The organism is Sphingomonas hengshuiensis, from assembly GCF_000935025.1.
Taxonomy (GTDB): domain Bacteria; phylum Pseudomonadota; class Alphaproteobacteria; order Sphingomonadales; family Sphingomonadaceae; genus Sphingomonas; species Sphingomonas hengshuiensis.
This window is the reverse complement of record NZ_CP010836.1, coordinates 4703319-4715848: the sequence shown is the minus strand read 5'-3', so window position 1 is coordinate 4715848 and position 12530 is coordinate 4703319. Positions and strand designations below refer to the sequence as shown.

16 protein-coding genes are annotated in these 12530 nt (G+C 67.7%); 8 read left to right on the top strand and 8 right to left on the bottom strand.

All coding sequences use genetic code 11. The features are described from left to right. Positions 1-37: 37 nt before the first annotated feature. Together TS85_RS21560 and TS85_RS21555 are read left to right on the top strand one after the other, a co-directional pair. The gene (locus tag TS85_RS21560; protein ID WP_077228885.1) at positions 38-1117 is read left to right on the top strand and encodes a glycerophosphodiester phosphodiesterase; all 1080 of its coding nucleotides are present in this window, start codon (positions 38-40) and stop codon (positions 1115-1117) included. Continuing rightward, positions 1117-1401, top strand: coding sequence for a hypothetical protein (locus tag TS85_RS21555; RefSeq protein WP_044334965.1), 285 nt, complete (start codon positions 1117-1119; stop codon positions 1399-1401). The genes TS85_RS21560 and TS85_RS21555 overlap by 1 nt, the downstream gene beginning before the upstream one ends. Here TS85_RS21555 and TS85_RS21550 read toward each other — a convergent pair. From TS85_RS21550 to TS85_RS21530, 5 genes are read right to left on the bottom strand one after another with little or no spacing between them, the layout of a single operon-like run. Further along, positions 1368-2117 carry an alpha/beta fold hydrolase gene (locus TS85_RS21550; RefSeq protein WP_227698568.1) on the bottom strand — a complete coding sequence of 250 codons (750 nt, stop codon included), beginning with the start codon at positions 2115-2117 and terminating at the stop codon, positions 1368-1370. The two genes, TS85_RS21555 and TS85_RS21550, sit on opposite strands and share 34 nt — an antisense overlap. After that, a complete protein-coding gene (locus TS85_RS21545) occupies positions 2114-3088 on the bottom strand; it encodes a 50S ribosomal protein L11 methyltransferase (protein WP_044334963.1) in 975 nt (324 codons plus the stop codon). Before TS85_RS21545 ends, TS85_RS21550 begins: the two co-directional genes overlap by 4 nt. Beyond that, positions 3088-3789, bottom strand: a complete 702-nt coding sequence (locus TS85_RS21540) for an SDR family NAD(P)-dependent oxidoreductase (protein WP_044334961.1) — start codon at positions 3787-3789, stop codon at positions 3088-3090. Before TS85_RS21540 ends, TS85_RS21545 begins: the two co-directional genes overlap by 1 nt. Positions 3790-3827: 38 nt before the next feature. Beyond that, positions 3828-5183 carry a methyl-accepting chemotaxis protein gene (locus tag TS85_RS21535; RefSeq protein ID WP_044334959.1) on the bottom strand — a complete coding sequence of 452 codons (1356 nt, stop codon included), beginning with the start codon at positions 5181-5183 and terminating at the stop codon, positions 3828-3830. Positions 5184-5192: 9 nt separating this feature from the next. Further along, positions 5193-6518, bottom strand: a complete 1326-nt coding sequence (locus TS85_RS21530) for a methyl-accepting chemotaxis protein (protein ID WP_044334956.1) — start codon at positions 6516-6518, stop codon at positions 5193-5195. Positions 6519-6721: 203 nt separating this feature from the next. Between TS85_RS21530 and sdhC the strand changes: the two genes are divergently transcribed. From sdhC to TS85_RS25640, 4 genes are read left to right on the top strand one after another with little or no spacing between them, the layout of a single operon-like run. After that, positions 6722-7144: a succinate dehydrogenase, cytochrome b556 subunit gene (gene sdhC, locus TS85_RS21525; RefSeq protein ID WP_044334954.1), complete on the top strand. Its 423-nt coding sequence runs from the start codon at positions 6722-6724 to the stop codon at positions 7142-7144. Then, positions 7137-7526, top strand: a complete 390-nt coding sequence (gene sdhD, locus TS85_RS21520; RefSeq protein WP_044334952.1) for a succinate dehydrogenase, hydrophobic membrane anchor protein — start codon at positions 7137-7139, stop codon at positions 7524-7526. Before sdhC ends, sdhD begins: the two co-directional genes overlap by 8 nt. Continuing rightward, a complete protein-coding gene (sdhA, locus tag TS85_RS21515) occupies positions 7526-9328 on the top strand; it encodes a succinate dehydrogenase flavoprotein subunit (RefSeq protein ID WP_044334951.1) in 1803 nt (600 codons plus the stop codon). The genes sdhD and sdhA overlap by 1 nt, the downstream gene beginning before the upstream one ends. A gap of 12 nt (positions 9329-9340) precedes the next feature. Beyond that, entirely contained in the window at positions 9341-9592 is a 252-nt protein-coding gene (locus tag TS85_RS25640; RefSeq protein ID WP_155006517.1) for a hypothetical protein, read from the top strand. Here the strand turns inward: TS85_RS25640 and TS85_RS21510 are convergent. The 3 genes from TS85_RS21510 to TS85_RS21500 are packed head-to-tail and all read right to left on the bottom strand — an operon-like array spanning position 9576 to position 10491. Continuing rightward, a complete protein-coding gene (locus TS85_RS21510) occupies positions 9576-9878 on the bottom strand; it encodes a HigA family addiction module antitoxin (protein WP_044334949.1) in 303 nt (100 codons plus the stop codon). The genes TS85_RS25640 and TS85_RS21510 overlap by 17 nt on opposite strands. Positions 9879-9925: 47 nt before the next feature. Then, the gene (locus TS85_RS21505; protein ID WP_227698567.1) at positions 9926-10243 is read right to left on the bottom strand and encodes a type II toxin-antitoxin system PemK/MazF family toxin; all 318 of its coding nucleotides are present in this window, start codon (positions 10241-10243) and stop codon (positions 9926-9928) included. Further along, the gene (locus TS85_RS21500) at positions 10240-10491 is read right to left on the bottom strand and encodes an AbrB/MazE/SpoVT family DNA-binding domain-containing protein (protein WP_044334948.1); all 252 of its coding nucleotides are present in this window, start codon (positions 10489-10491) and stop codon (positions 10240-10242) included. Before TS85_RS21500 ends, TS85_RS21505 begins: the two co-directional genes overlap by 4 nt. Before the next feature lie 134 nt (positions 10492-10625). On the opposite strand from TS85_RS21500, the gene TS85_RS21495 reads away from it, so the two are divergent. Both TS85_RS21495 and TS85_RS21490 read left to right on the top strand, forming a co-directional pair. Continuing rightward, on the top strand, positions 10626-11603 hold the full coding sequence (locus TS85_RS21495) for a C13 family peptidase (protein ID WP_044334946.1): 978 nt from the start codon (positions 10626-10628) through the stop codon (positions 11601-11603). A 268-nt stretch (positions 11604-11871) separates the two neighbouring features. Continuing rightward, on the top strand, positions 11872-12483 hold the full coding sequence (locus tag TS85_RS21490) for an ATP-dependent Clp protease proteolytic subunit (protein ID WP_044336777.1): 612 nt from the start codon (positions 11872-11874) through the stop codon (positions 12481-12483). Positions 12484-12530 lie beyond the last annotated feature (47 nt).

Sequence of the window (12530 nt, the reverse complement as noted above, 5' to 3'; positions counted from 1 at the left end):
ATATCCGCCGCGTAGCGCCTAGCGGGTGGAGGGCCCGATGACGAGATTGTTCCTGATTGCCATATTGTTGCTGGCGCCCGGCATGGCCGCGGGGCAGGATCGCGCCATGCCCCACCCGGTCCTGATCATCGCGCATCGCGGCGCCAGCGGCGAGCGGCCCGAACACACGATGCTGTCCTACCAACGCGCGATCGACCAGGGCGCCGACTATATCGAACCCGATCTGGTCCCGACCAAGGACGGCGTCCTCGTCGCCCGCCACGAAAACAACATCGCGGACACGACCGACGTCGCCACCCACCCCGAATTCGCGGCGCGCAAGGCGACCAAGACGATCGACGGCGAGACGATGACCGGCTGGTTCACCGAGGATTTCACGCTCGCCGAGCTCAAGACGCTGCGCGCGAAGGAGCGCCTGCCCCAGCTTCGCCCCGGCAATGCCGCGTTCGACGGCCAGGCCGACATCCCGACCTTCGACGAGATCATCGCGCTCGCCAAGCGCGCCTCGGCGGCGAACGGGCGGATGATCGGCATCTATCCCGAAACCAAGCATCCGAGCTATTTCGCGTCGATCGGGCTGCCCACCGACGCGCGGCTGGTCGCTGCGCTCAAGGCGGCGGGATGGGACCGTGCCGATGCGCCGGTGTTCATCCAGTCGTTCGAAGTCGATAATCTCAAGCGGCTCAAGGCGATGACCAGCGTCCGGCTGATCCAGCTGATGGCCGCGACCGGCGCCCCCGCCGATCATGCCGCGTCCAGCTATGCCGCGATGGCGACTCCCGCCGGACTGCGCGCGGTCGCCGCTTATGCCTATGGCATCGGCCCCGACAAGGCGATGATCCTGCCCGCCATTCCGGGTGCGAAGCCGACGGCGCTGATCGCCGATGCGCATGCCGCGGGGCTCAAGGTCCATCCCTGGACCTTCCGCGCCGAGAATATCTTCCTCTCCCCCGACTATCGCGTCCCCGGCACGCCCGCCACGCATGGCCGGATCGAGGACGAGATTCGCGCCTTCATCGGCTATGGCGTCGATGGTTTCTTCACCGATTACCCGTATAAAGGCGCCTCAGCGCGCGCATCGGCATTGGCCGCGGCTGCGGAGCGAGGGAAAGACTGATGCGCAAATTCCTGTTTCCGATGATCGTCGCGCTGCCGCTGCTCGCCGGCGGCTGCATCGCAAAGACCGTGGTCGATGTCGCCACGCTGCCGGTCCGCGCCGGCGCACAGGCCGCCGACTGGGCGACGACCAGCCAGGACGAGTCCGACCGCAATTACGGTCGCAAGATGCGCAAGCAGGAAGCGCGCGAGGGCAAGGAACGTCGCAAGCAGCAGAAGGAATGCGAGAAGCGCGGCGGCGAGAATTGCGCCTATGACGGCGCTCGCGCGTCGGACCCGCGCTGATCCGCCAATAGCTGCGCGATCGCGCGCAGCACTTCGGGCTTCATCTGCACGAACAAATGGCTGCTGCGGACCTCGACGGCGCGGCACGCAGCCCCTTCGCCCTCGCGGCAGATCAGCCCGTTGACCAGCCCGTCGCTGCGGCTCCAGATCGCCGCCGACGGCACCGGCAGCGGCGCCACCGCCTCGGCCAGCCGCTCCGCCACCGCCGCATCGGTGATCCGCTCGCCGCTCAGCCACTCGAACGGGCGCCACACATTCGTCGCGGTCGGCGATCCCGCAAAGGGCGAACTGACCGTGATCACCTGCCGCACCTTGTCGGGATGCCGATGCGCCGCGATCCGCGCCATGATCCCGCCCAGCGACACGCCGATCAGCGTCACGGGCTCGCCCGCGTCGGCATGGACCTCGGCGATCCGGTCCATCAGCCGCGCGCCGTCGCCGCCGATCGTCCGCGCGCCCAGATTGCGCCCGAGCCCCCAGCCCTGGCTGCGATAGCCGAGCCCGTCGAGATAGCGCCGCATCACCACATTCGACCGGTCGCTGTTGAACAGCCCCGGCAGCACCATCACCGGGCGCCCGTCGCCGCGCGGAACATCCTGCAACCCGCGCCACGCGCCCGCCAGCCGCGCCAGCCCCCAGGCCGCACGCGGCCATTCGGCCAGCATCGCCAACCCCGGCGGCGGCACATCCGCGCTGGCCGGGACCGGCAGCTTCACCAGCTTCCGAACCCCGGCGCCTCGCCGCGCCCACGGCTCCGCCGCGTGACGCGATCCGCTCCATGCCGCCGCCTTTTGACCAGCCGCAGCGTCGGCCAATGCCCGCGATCGATCCGCCCGGCGAGCCGCAGCCCCTGCCGGCGATAGGCCTGCGCGACGATATCCGCCTGTCCCTCCAGCAACCCGGCGACGAGCAACGTCCCGCCCTCGGCCAGCGCCATCGCCACCGTGGGCGCCAGCTCGACCAGCGGCCCGGCGAGGATATTGGCGATGATCAGGTCATAGGGCGCGCGCCCGATCAGCAGCGGATGCTCGAGCCCCGCCGCCGCCGCCAGCGCAAGCTGTCCCGCCCCCTCGCCCAGCGCGACGCCGTTGATCGCGGCATTCTCCGCAGTCACCTCGATCGATCGCGGATCGATGTCCGACGCGGTCGCATAGGCGCGCGGCCACAAATGCATCGCGGCAAAGGCGAGCAGCCCGGTGCCGGTCCCCAGATCGAGCAGGTTGCGCACGTTCGCGCCGCGCGCGCGATGCTCGCCCAATGCGATCAGGCATCCCGACGTCGTCTCATGCGTGCCAGTGCCGAATGCGATCCCCGCATCGATGCGGAACGGCTTGGCGCCGGCGGGCACGACGCCCTTGTTGGTCTCGGTATGGACATAGAAGCGCCCGGCATGGACCGGCTCGATCCCCGCCTGGCTCAGCGTCACCCAATCCTGCTCGGCGATCCGCTTCGCCACGAGCCGCGTCCCCGCCGCACTCGGCACCAGCGCGGCGACCGCGGCCAGCGCCGCGCTGTTGGGCTTGCCCTCGAAATAGGCCTCCAGCTGCCAGCTATCGGGATCGTCCTCGACGCGCTCGCTGGTCATCAGCACGGGCGGAGGATTGATCTCCGCCAGCGCCGGAGTCTCGAAATCGATCGCCTCGGCCTCTGCGCGGGTGCAGGGGAGGGTGAGTTTCCAGCTAGCCATCAGCGGACATAGCTCGCGCCATTGGCATCGAGAACCGCGCCGGTCATCGAAGCAGGCGCCTCCAGCGCGCAGAACCGCGCGAGCGTCGCAATCTCGTCCGGCTCGGCGACGCGGCCCAGCGGGATGTCGGCGAGCAGCTTGTCGCCGCCCCGACTCGCCAGATACTCCTCGGCCATGCCCGTCATCGTGAAGCCGGGGCAGATCGCGAAGGCCAATATGCCCTGCGCCGCATAGCCGCGCGCGATGCTCTTGGTCATCGCCACCATTCCCGCCTTTGACGCGGCATAATGCCAATGCGCCGGGCTGTCGCCGCGATAGGCTGCGCGGCTGGCAATGTTGACGATGCGGCCCCCGCGTCCCTCGCCCTGCCAGTGGCGGATCGCCAGCCGGCTCAGCTCGGCGGCGGCGGTCAGGTTGATGCGCATCGTCCGCTCCCATGCCGCGACCCAATCGTCATGCTCCATCTCGATCGGCGCGGCGTCGAAAATGCCGGCATTGTTGATCAGCACGTCCACGCGCCCGTCGAGCGCCTCCAGCGCGCGCGCCCACAGATCCTGCGGCGCTGCGGAATCGCTGAAATCGGCGGCGATGCCGCTGGCAGTGCCATGCCCGACCAGCCGGACGCCATGCTCGGCCCCCAGCCTTTGCGCGATGGCCGCGCCGATGCCCCGGCTGCTGCCGGTAACGAGAATATGTGTCATCACCTGCCCTTAGCCGCTAGCAGCGGGCAGAGGAAGGATCAGGCGGCGACGGCGTTGGAGAAGCTCTCGGCAGCGCCGCGCAGCTGGAGCAGCCGGTCGTCGACTTCGGTGACGTCGCGCTGGAGCGTGTCGATCTCGCTCGTGACGTTCTTGCTATCCTCGCGGATCGCGCCGATCGTCGCCGACATCGAATCCGCCGCCAGCGCGGTCTCGTCGACCGCGGCGGTGATCGCCGTCACCGTCTGCGCCTGCACTTCCATCGCGCCGCGGATGCGGTTCGCGCTTTCCTGAACCTCAGAGACAGTCGCGCGGATCGATGCATTGGTCTCGACCGTGCTGCGCGTCGCCGACTGGATCGCCGCGATCTTGGCGGCGATGTCGTCGGTCGCGCGCGCGGTCTGGTTGGCGAGGCTCTTCACTTCCTGCGCCACCACTGCGAATCCGCGCCCGGCATCCCCCGCCCGCGCCGCCTCGATCGTCGCGTTGAGCGCGAGCAAATTGGTCTGCCCGGCAATGTCGCGGATCAGGCCCAGGATCGATTCGATCGACTTGGCATGCTCCGACAGCATTTCGGACATGCCGACCGCCGCCCCCGCCTGCCCCGATGCGCGCGTCGCGATTTCCGCCGCCGCCTCGACTTCGGTGCGTGCATCCTCGATCGCGCGGATCAGCCCCGCCGCAGTGTGCGCCGCCTCGCGCATCGCCACCGCCGATTGCTCGGCCGCCGCCGCGACTTCGCTCGTCTTGCCCAGCATGCCGCGCGCCGATGCCGACGCACATTCCGCCTGGACGCGGATGCGGTTGCCCAGCCCGGTCGCGCCTTCGATCGATTCGGCGATGCTCGCGCGAAAGCGCACCGCGCGCTCGTTCCGCTCGGCCACCGCCTCCGCCGCATCGCGCGCGCCCAGATGCCCGGTCATCAGGTCGACTTCGGCCATCGCCAGCCGCTGGACCACGTCGCTCAGCCGCGCGAGCCGCTGGGGCTGGTCGGCCAATTGCTCGCCCAGCACCCGGATCGTCTCGCTATGCCCAAAGGTCAGCGCCGCGATCACTACGGGCAATGCGACTCCGGCATTGTGGCTGCGCGCGGCAAAGGCGCAGACCATCGATGCCCAGCGCTCGCTGAACGGCTCGGCAAATTTGACCTGGGTATAGAGTGCGCTGGCCTGGACATACTCTTCGCTGTGCAGCCGGTCGCGCAGCGGACCGCTGGCGTCCGCGGCGGCGAAATGGGCGGCGAGCGCGCGGGCGATTGCCTCGTGCCGCCCCGCCAGCAGCGCACTGATCTCCGCGCATCCCGGCAACAGCGCGCCGTCCCAGTCATAGTCGCGGCGATGCGCGTCGAGCGAGCGGGTGTCGCCGCTCCATTGTCCGGGTGTCCGCGCGCTGATCATGTCATGTTCCTACGCCGCGACTTTCGCCACGAACTCACCGGCGCTGCCCTTCAGCGCGCCCAATTGGATATCGAGCGCGGCAAAGCCCTGGCCGACTCGGTCGATTTCGGAGGCTACGGCCTCGGTATCCTCGCGGATCGCGCCGATCGTCGCCGACATCGAATCCGCCGCCAGCGCGGTCTCGTCGACCGCGGCGGTGATCGCGGTCACCGTCTGCGCCTGCACTTCCATCGCGCCGCGGATGCGGTTCGCGCTTTCCTGAACCTCAGAGACAGTCGCGCGGATCGATGCATTGGTCTCGACCGTGCTGCGCGTCGCCGACTGGATCGCCGCAATCTTGGCGGCGATATCGTCGGTCGCGCGCGCGGTCTGGTTGGCGAGGCTCTTCACTTCCTGCGCCACCACTGCGAATCCGCGGCCGGCATCCCCCGCCCGCGCCGCTTCGATCGTCGCGTTGAGCGCCAGCAAATTGGTCTGCCCGGCAATGTCGCGGATCAGGCCCAGGATCGATTCGATCGACTTGGCATGCTCCGACAGCATTTCGGACATGCCGACCGCCGCCCCCGCCTGCCCCGATGCGCGCGTCGCGATTTCCGCCGCCGCCTCGACTTCGGTACGCGCATCCTCGATCGCGCGGATCAGCCCCGCCGCGGTCTGCGCCGCCTCGCGCATCGCCACCGCCGATTGCTCCGCCGCCGCCGCGACTTCGCTCGCCTTGCCCAGCATGCCGCGCGCCGATGCCGAGGTATGCACCGCCTGCACGCGCAACTGGTCGCCTTCGCGCGACGCCCGCTCGACGGTATTGCCGATCGAGTCGCGGAATTCGAGCGTGAGCCGGTCCCGCGCCACCTGCGCGCTATGCTCGCGATACATGTTGTAGATTTCGACCGTCACGTCGGTCTCGAGCGCGGAGAGTCGCATCAGCGTGTCGATCAGCGCGACGACCCGGGCATCCGCATGCCCCAGCCGGCGGAACAGCACGTCGAGCGCGGCGCGGTCGCTCGCGTTGATCATCGACAGCAGCGCCATCGGCGGCACGTCGGCGGAATAGGCGGCGGCGACCGATCGCTCGATCGATTCGATCCAGGCGCGGCCCAGCGTGTCGAGGAAGCGATTGCGCAGGAACACCACGCCCAGTTCGATCATCTTGGCGGTGTCGCCGGTCGGCCAGTTGCGCTCATCGGCGAAACAGCGCAGCCATTGCTGCCAATATGCCTCCGAAACCGCGTGAATTTCGGGCTCCAGCGCCTCCCACGCCTCGCGGCTCGATCGCACCAGCTGGCCGTCGAAATCGAAGACGCGAAGCCGTGCCTGCATGTCGATCCGCGCGCTCATCGTCCCCGGCGCGGGTAGATCTTTGGTCGGTGCCACGGTCGCGCATTCCCCCTGTGCGGCCGCCGATGGGCGTGCCGGTCATGCGCGAAGCTTTGCGCCGAACTGGTTAAGGCGGGGTTATGTACCGGGCCTCCGCAACGCATCCGACTTGCATCCGTTGGCCGCAGGGCTAAGGAAGCCGCGTCGACCCGAAAGGAACGCCCTTGGCCAACGTCCGCAATGCAGCGCGCCCGCTGTCGCCGCATCTCTCGATCTGGAAATGGGGACCGTCGATGACGGTCTCGATCGTTCACCGCGTCACCGGATCGGGGATGGCGACGGTCGGCACGATCCTGTTCGTCTGGTGGCTGGTCGCCGCGGCGTCGGGCCCGGTCGGCTATGCCGCATTCCTCGACCTGTTCACGCTCAAGTCTGGCGCGCTCAACATCGCGGGCTATGTGTTCGGAATCGGGCTGACGCTGTCGTTCTTCCAGCACATGGCCTCGGGGGTACGGCATCTGTTCCTCGATGCCGGCGCGAACTTCGAACTGGGCGGGAACAAGCGCACTGCCTATGTCACTTTCGCCTTTTCGGTGATCGCAACGGCGGCGTTCTGGATCTATCTGCTGGAGAAGAGCAATGGGTAACGGCACCCCGATCGGTCGCGTCCGCGGCCTCGGCTCCGCACATGAGGGCGCAGAGGGCTGGTGGCAGCACAAGATCAGCGCGGGGTCGAACCTGATCCTGATGGTCTGGTTCCTCGCCTCGATCGCGATGCTGCCCGCGCATGATTATGCGACGATCGCCGCCTGGATGGCGCAGCCTTTGGTCGCGGTGCCGCTGATCCTGCTGGTGTTCAGCACCTTTTATCACTTCCACCACGGGCTGACCGTGGTGATCGAGGATTACCAGCATGACGAGACGCGCTTCGTCCTGCTCATCCTGCTGAAATATTTCACCATCGCCGCGGGCACGCTGGCGGTCTTTTCGATCCTCAAGGTGGCATTTACTGCCGGAGTAGTCGCCTGATGCCGACCGCCTATAAGATCATCGATCACACCTATGACGCCGTCGTCGTCGGCGCCGGCGGCTCGGGCCTGCGCGCCACGATGGGCTGTGCCGAGGCGGGTCTGAAGACCGCGTGCATCACCAAGGTGTTCCCGACGCGCAGCCACACCGTGGCGGCACAGGGCGGCATCGCCGCGTCGCTGGGCAACAACACGCCGGATCACTGGTCGTGGCACATGTTCGATACCGTCAAGGGATCGGACTGGCTCGGCGACCAGGACGCGATCGAATATATGGTCCGCGAAGCGCCGCAGGCGGTGTACGAGCTCGAACATGCCGGCGTGCCCTTCAGCCGCAACGAGAACGGCACGATCTACCAGCGCCCGTTCGGCGGCCATATGCAGAATATGGGCGAAGGCCCCCCCGTGCAGCGCACCTGCGCCGCGGCGGACCGCACCGGCCACGCGATGCTCCACGCGCTGTACCAGCAGAGCCTGAAGTACGACGCCGATTTCTACGTCGAATATTTCGCACTCGACCTGATCATGGAGAACGGCGAGTGCCGGGGCGTGATCGCCCTGTGCATGGAAGACGGCTCGATCCACCGCTTCCGCAGCCATGCCGTGGTGCTCGCCACCGGCGGCGGCGGGCGCGTCTACCAGTCGGCGACCTCGGCGCACACCTGCACCGGCGACGGCAACGGCATGGCGCTGCGCGCAGGGATCGCGCTCCAGGACATGGAGTTCGTCCAGTTCCACCCGACCGGCATCTATGGCGCGGGCGTGCTGATCACCGAGGGTGCGCGCGGTGAGGGCGGCTATCTGACCAACAGCGAGGGCGAGCGCTTCATGGAGCGCTATGCCCCCAGCGCGAAGGACCTTGCCAGCCGCGACGTCGTCGCGCGCTCGATGGCGATGGAAATCCGCGAGGGCCGCGGCGTCGGCAAGGAGAAGGATCATATCTTCCTCCACCTCAACCATATCGACCCGAAGATCCTGCACGAGCGGCTACCCGGCATCACCGAAACCGGCAAGATCTTCGCCGGCGTCGACCTGACCCGCCAGCCGCTGCCGGTGGTCCCGACCGTCCATTATAATATGGGCGGCGTGCCGACCAATTATCACGGCGAAGTCGTCCACAACAAGGATGGCGACCCCGACAGCATCGTCCCCGGCCTGTTCGCGGTCGGCGAGGCGGCCTGCGTTTCGGTCCACGGCGCCAACCGCCTCGGCTCGAACTCGCTGATCGATCTCGTCGTGTTCGGCCGCGCGACCGGCCTGCGCCTCAAGGAACTGATCAAGCCCGGCACCGCGCACAAGGCGCTGCCGGCGGGTTCGGAGGACTATGCCCTCGCCCGCCTCGATCATTTCCGCCACGCCAGCGGCGGCACCCCGACCGCGAAGATCCGCGCCGAGATGCAAAAGACGATGCAGCGCCACTGCGCCGTGTTCCGCGACAGCGCGCTGCTGAGCGAAGGCGTGACCGAGATGGACCGCATCTATGCCGGTTTCCAGGATGTCGGCGTCACCGATCGCTCGCTGATCTGGAACACCGACCTGATCGAGACGCTCGAACTCGACAATCTGATCGGCCAGGCCGTCGTGACGATCAGGAGCGCCGAAAACCGCAAGGAAAGCCGCGGCGCGCACATGCACGAGGACTTCCCCAACCGCGACGACGCAAACTGGATGAAGCACACCGTGACGAGCTTCGACGGCTGGGGCGGCAAGAGCGGCACCACGGCGATCGAGTATCGCCCGGTGCACGACTATACACTCACCGACGAGATCGAGTATATCAAGCCGAAGAAGCGGGTGTATTGAGGGAGCAACACCGTGACATTGAAGATCGTGGAGATTGGCGCAGACTATCACACGGTCAAGATTGAACTAAAAACATCTCTGAACGAGACTTTCTTCGCGGTTATATCCGCCGAAGGAATATCATTTATGAGCGACAAGTCCTCGTCGGGAGCGCTGTATGGCGCTCCAATATTTAAAAGTGCCGACGATTTGCTCGGTTGGTTTGGTCACGAAGGGGCAAATAAGCCTTTTCGTGACCGCAAGCAGGTCAAGCCGCGTCCCTGAACGGCTCGACCCGTATCTCATCCTCATGCGCCCGCGCCTGCGCCAGTTCGTGCGCCACCTGCCTCCGCAGCAGCGTGTCCGCCTTCACCCCGAACGCCTTTTCGAACCGGATCGCCATGTCGGCGGACAACCCCGCCCGGCCATTGAGCAGCGCGCTCATCGCCTGCCGTGTAACGCCCAGATGCCGCGCGGCGTCGGTCACGCCGAGCCCATGCGGCTCGACGATCTCGCTGCGCAGCCACGCTCCCGGATGCACGGCGAAGCTGGGTTCAAGAACAATTGTCATGCGTGATCCTTCCATTCGGGTCGATGCCGCAAGACACCGTGCCTGTCCTAAACCTCAAACATCTCCCCAAGCACCTCCAGCACCGCCCTCAGCGTCGCCGCGTCCACCCGCCCCATCCGCTTGACGAGCCGCGCCTTGTCGATCGTCCGCATCTGATCGGGCAGGATCAGCCCCGTCTTGCCCTTGAAGGTCACCGACACGCGGAACGGCGCGGGTCTGCTCCCCGTCGTCATCGGCGCTACGATCGCAGTGCGCAGATGCGCGTTCATCTCGTCGGGCGACACCACCAGGCAGGGCCGCGTCTTCTGGATCTCGCTGCCGATCGTCGGGTCGAGCGCAGCCAGCCAGATTTCGCCGCGTTTCACCAGGTCAGGTCCGCATCGCCTTCGCTGGCAAATCCCTGCCACTCGTCCGCGCTGCGATCCTCCGCCACGCTCTGCGCCGCCAGCGCCCAGCCGTCGCGCGGCGTGCGTTCGACCGGGGTCGCGATCAGCTTGCCGTCCTCGACGCGCAACTCCATCGCGGATCCGGTCGTGACGCCCATGGCATTCAGGATCGTGCGCGGGACGATCAACCCGGTCGAGTTGCCCATTTTGCGAAGCGCAGTCTGCATGGCGGTTCCTTTTCGGAACAAGAAATAGCTGCGCCGCTGTGTAAGCACAAGGTTATAACGCCACACCACCCCGCTTGACTCCGCCCCCACACCCGCGAAACTGCCCCTCCTGTCCCCGGGGGAGCGATTGCGCGATGCGTTGGCGGTTCGGTGTGCGTCTCCTCGCCCTTGCGGCAACCCTGACGGCGCTTCCCGCCCTCGCCCAGCCCCGCCACACCCGCGACTGGCCCCAGCTTGCCTCGGGCGACAACCCGTCCGAGGCCGCCGAATCGCTCGCCGAGGGGCCGGAGCTTCAGCGCGGGCGCTCGGCCCGCGCGCTCCTCGCCGACCAGCGCGCGCTCACGCGCGCCCTCGACGCGCTGCTCCCCCAGCGCAAGCCCTTGGTCGACGCCTATGTCGTCTCGGTCGCGCTCGACAGCGATCCCGTCTTCGGGCGCGAAGCGCGCGAGGCGGGCAAGGTGCTCGCCCGCCGCTACGACGCCGCCGGGCGCACGATCGTGCTCGCCGGCCCCACCGGGCCTACCCCCGACGACCTGCCCAATGGCAGCCTCCAGTCGCTCGCCGTCGCGCTCGCCCGCGTCGCGGAGGTGATGGACAAGAGCCAGGACGTGCTGATCCTCTACGCCACCAGCCATGGCGCGCAGGTGGGGATCGCCTATCATGACGGCGACCAGGGCTTCGGGCTGCTCGCCCCCGCGCGGCTCGCGGCGCTGCTCGACGAACTGGGCATCCGCAACCGCGTGCTGCTGCTCTCGGCCTGTTATTCGGGGATTTTCGTCCGCCCGCTCGCCAACGATACCACCGCGCTGATCACCGCCGCCTCGTCGGATCGCACCTCGTTCGGATGCCGCGCCGAGAATGACTGGACCTTTTTCGGCGACGCGCTGGTCAACCATGCGTTGCGCAAGCCGCAACCGCTCGAGGCCGCGGCGATCGACGCGCGCGACCAGATCAGCGGCTGGGAAATGGCCACCCGGCTCACCCCCTCGCGTCCGCAGGTCGCGATCGGCGACGGTGTCGCGGCGTTCCTCGCCCCGCTCGAGGCGCGCATGCCCACCACCGCGACCGAACCCGTCGGCGCACCCGCCACCGATGCGCTGAAGGCCGATTAGGCGCGTGGAGTCGGAGGGTCTCCTCGATCGGCTGATCCCCGGCGATCTCGAGGATCGCATCCCCGCCGCGGTGCAGCGCGTGCTGCCCGGCGGGATACGCAACCGGCTGGTCCAGGGCGCGCTCGCCCTGCTCATCGCGTTCGGCCTCGCGTTCGTGGTGCGCCGGATGCTCGCGAAGCGCGAGGCGGCGCGCCGCATCGCCGCGCGCGCCCCCCGCGCCGAGTCGATTTCTACGGAACCTGCGGCGGCCAGGGCAGTTGCGCAGGTCATGCCCGAAACGACCTCCGCCGAGCCGCAGCGCTCCAGCGCCCGCGAAAGCCGCGCGACGCGCTATCCTTTGCTGTCGACGCCGCACATCCTGCTCCATGGCCCCGTGGACCATGCGATGTACGTCAATTTCCGCGGCCAGCTCGCCAACGCGCCGCAGGATGGCGGCCCCCTCGTCGTGTCGATCTCGACATTGGGCGGCGATCCCGAAGTCGCGCGGTTGATGGGCGACGACCTGCGGCTGCTGCGCGAATATAGCGGGCGCGAGATTCTCTTCCTCGGCAAGGTCGCGGTCTATTCGGCGGGCGCCACCTTCATGGCCAGTTTTCCGGTCGACAAGCGCTTCCTCACCGCGGGCACGCGGATCATGATCCACGAGCGGATCATCAACAAGACAATCACGCTTTCGGGCCCGCTCAAGACCGTCACTGCCTCGCTCCAGGCGACGCTCCACGAGATCGAACATTCGATCCGCATCGAGGAAGAGGGGTTCCGCGACCTTGTCGAAGGATCGCACATCCCGTTCGAGGATGTGCAGCACCGCGCCCCCTCCAACTGGTATATCGAGGCCGAGGAAGCGCGCGATCTGGGGCTGGTCCTCGACGTCATCTAGCCATTCCGCGCGCCTACGGGGTTGCGCTGCGAGTGCGAAAGGCATAG

Excerpts from the sequence above, each read along its gene's own strand:
- TS85_RS21555 (WP_044334965.1), top strand. The coding sequence starts at position 1,117 with ATGCGCAAATTCCTGTTTCCGATGATCGTCGCGCTGCCGCTGCTCGCC.
- TS85_RS21535 (WP_044334959.1), bottom strand. The coding sequence starts at position 5,183 with ATGATCAGCGCGCGGACACCCGGACAATGGAGCGGCGACACCCGCTCG.
- TS85_RS21495 (WP_044334946.1), top strand. The coding sequence starts at position 10,626 with ATGCGTTGGCGGTTCGGTGTGCGTCTCCTCGCCCTTGCGGCAACCCTG.
- TS85_RS21545 (WP_044334963.1), bottom strand. The coding sequence starts at position 3,088 with ATGGCTAGCTGGAAACTCACCCTCCCCTGCACCCGCGCAGAGGCCGAG.
- TS85_RS21530 (WP_044334956.1), bottom strand. The coding sequence starts at position 6,518 with ATGAGCGCGCGGATCGACATGCAGGCACGGCTTCGCGTCTTCGATTTC.
- sdhD (WP_044334952.1), top strand. The coding sequence starts at position 7,137 with ATGGGTAACGGCACCCCGATCGGTCGCGTCCGCGGCCTCGGCTCCGCA.
- sdhA (WP_044334951.1), top strand. The coding sequence starts at position 7,526 with ATGCCGACCGCCTATAAGATCATCGATCACACCTATGACGCCGTCGTC.
- TS85_RS21560 (WP_077228885.1), top strand. The coding sequence starts at position 38 with ATGACGAGATTGTTCCTGATTGCCATATTGTTGCTGGCGCCCGGCATG.
- TS85_RS21490 (WP_044336777.1), top strand. The coding sequence starts at position 11,872 with ATGCCCGAAACGACCTCCGCCGAGCCGCAGCGCTCCAGCGCCCGCGAA.
- TS85_RS21510 (WP_044334949.1), bottom strand. The coding sequence starts at position 9,878 with ATGACAATTGTTCTTGAACCCAGCTTCGCCGTGCATCCGGGAGCGTGG.
- TS85_RS21540 (WP_044334961.1), bottom strand. The coding sequence starts at position 3,789 with ATGACACATATTCTCGTTACCGGCAGCAGCCGGGGCATCGGCGCGGCC.
- TS85_RS21500 (WP_044334948.1), bottom strand. The coding sequence starts at position 10,491 with ATGCAGACTGCGCTTCGCAAAATGGGCAACTCGACCGGGTTGATCGTC.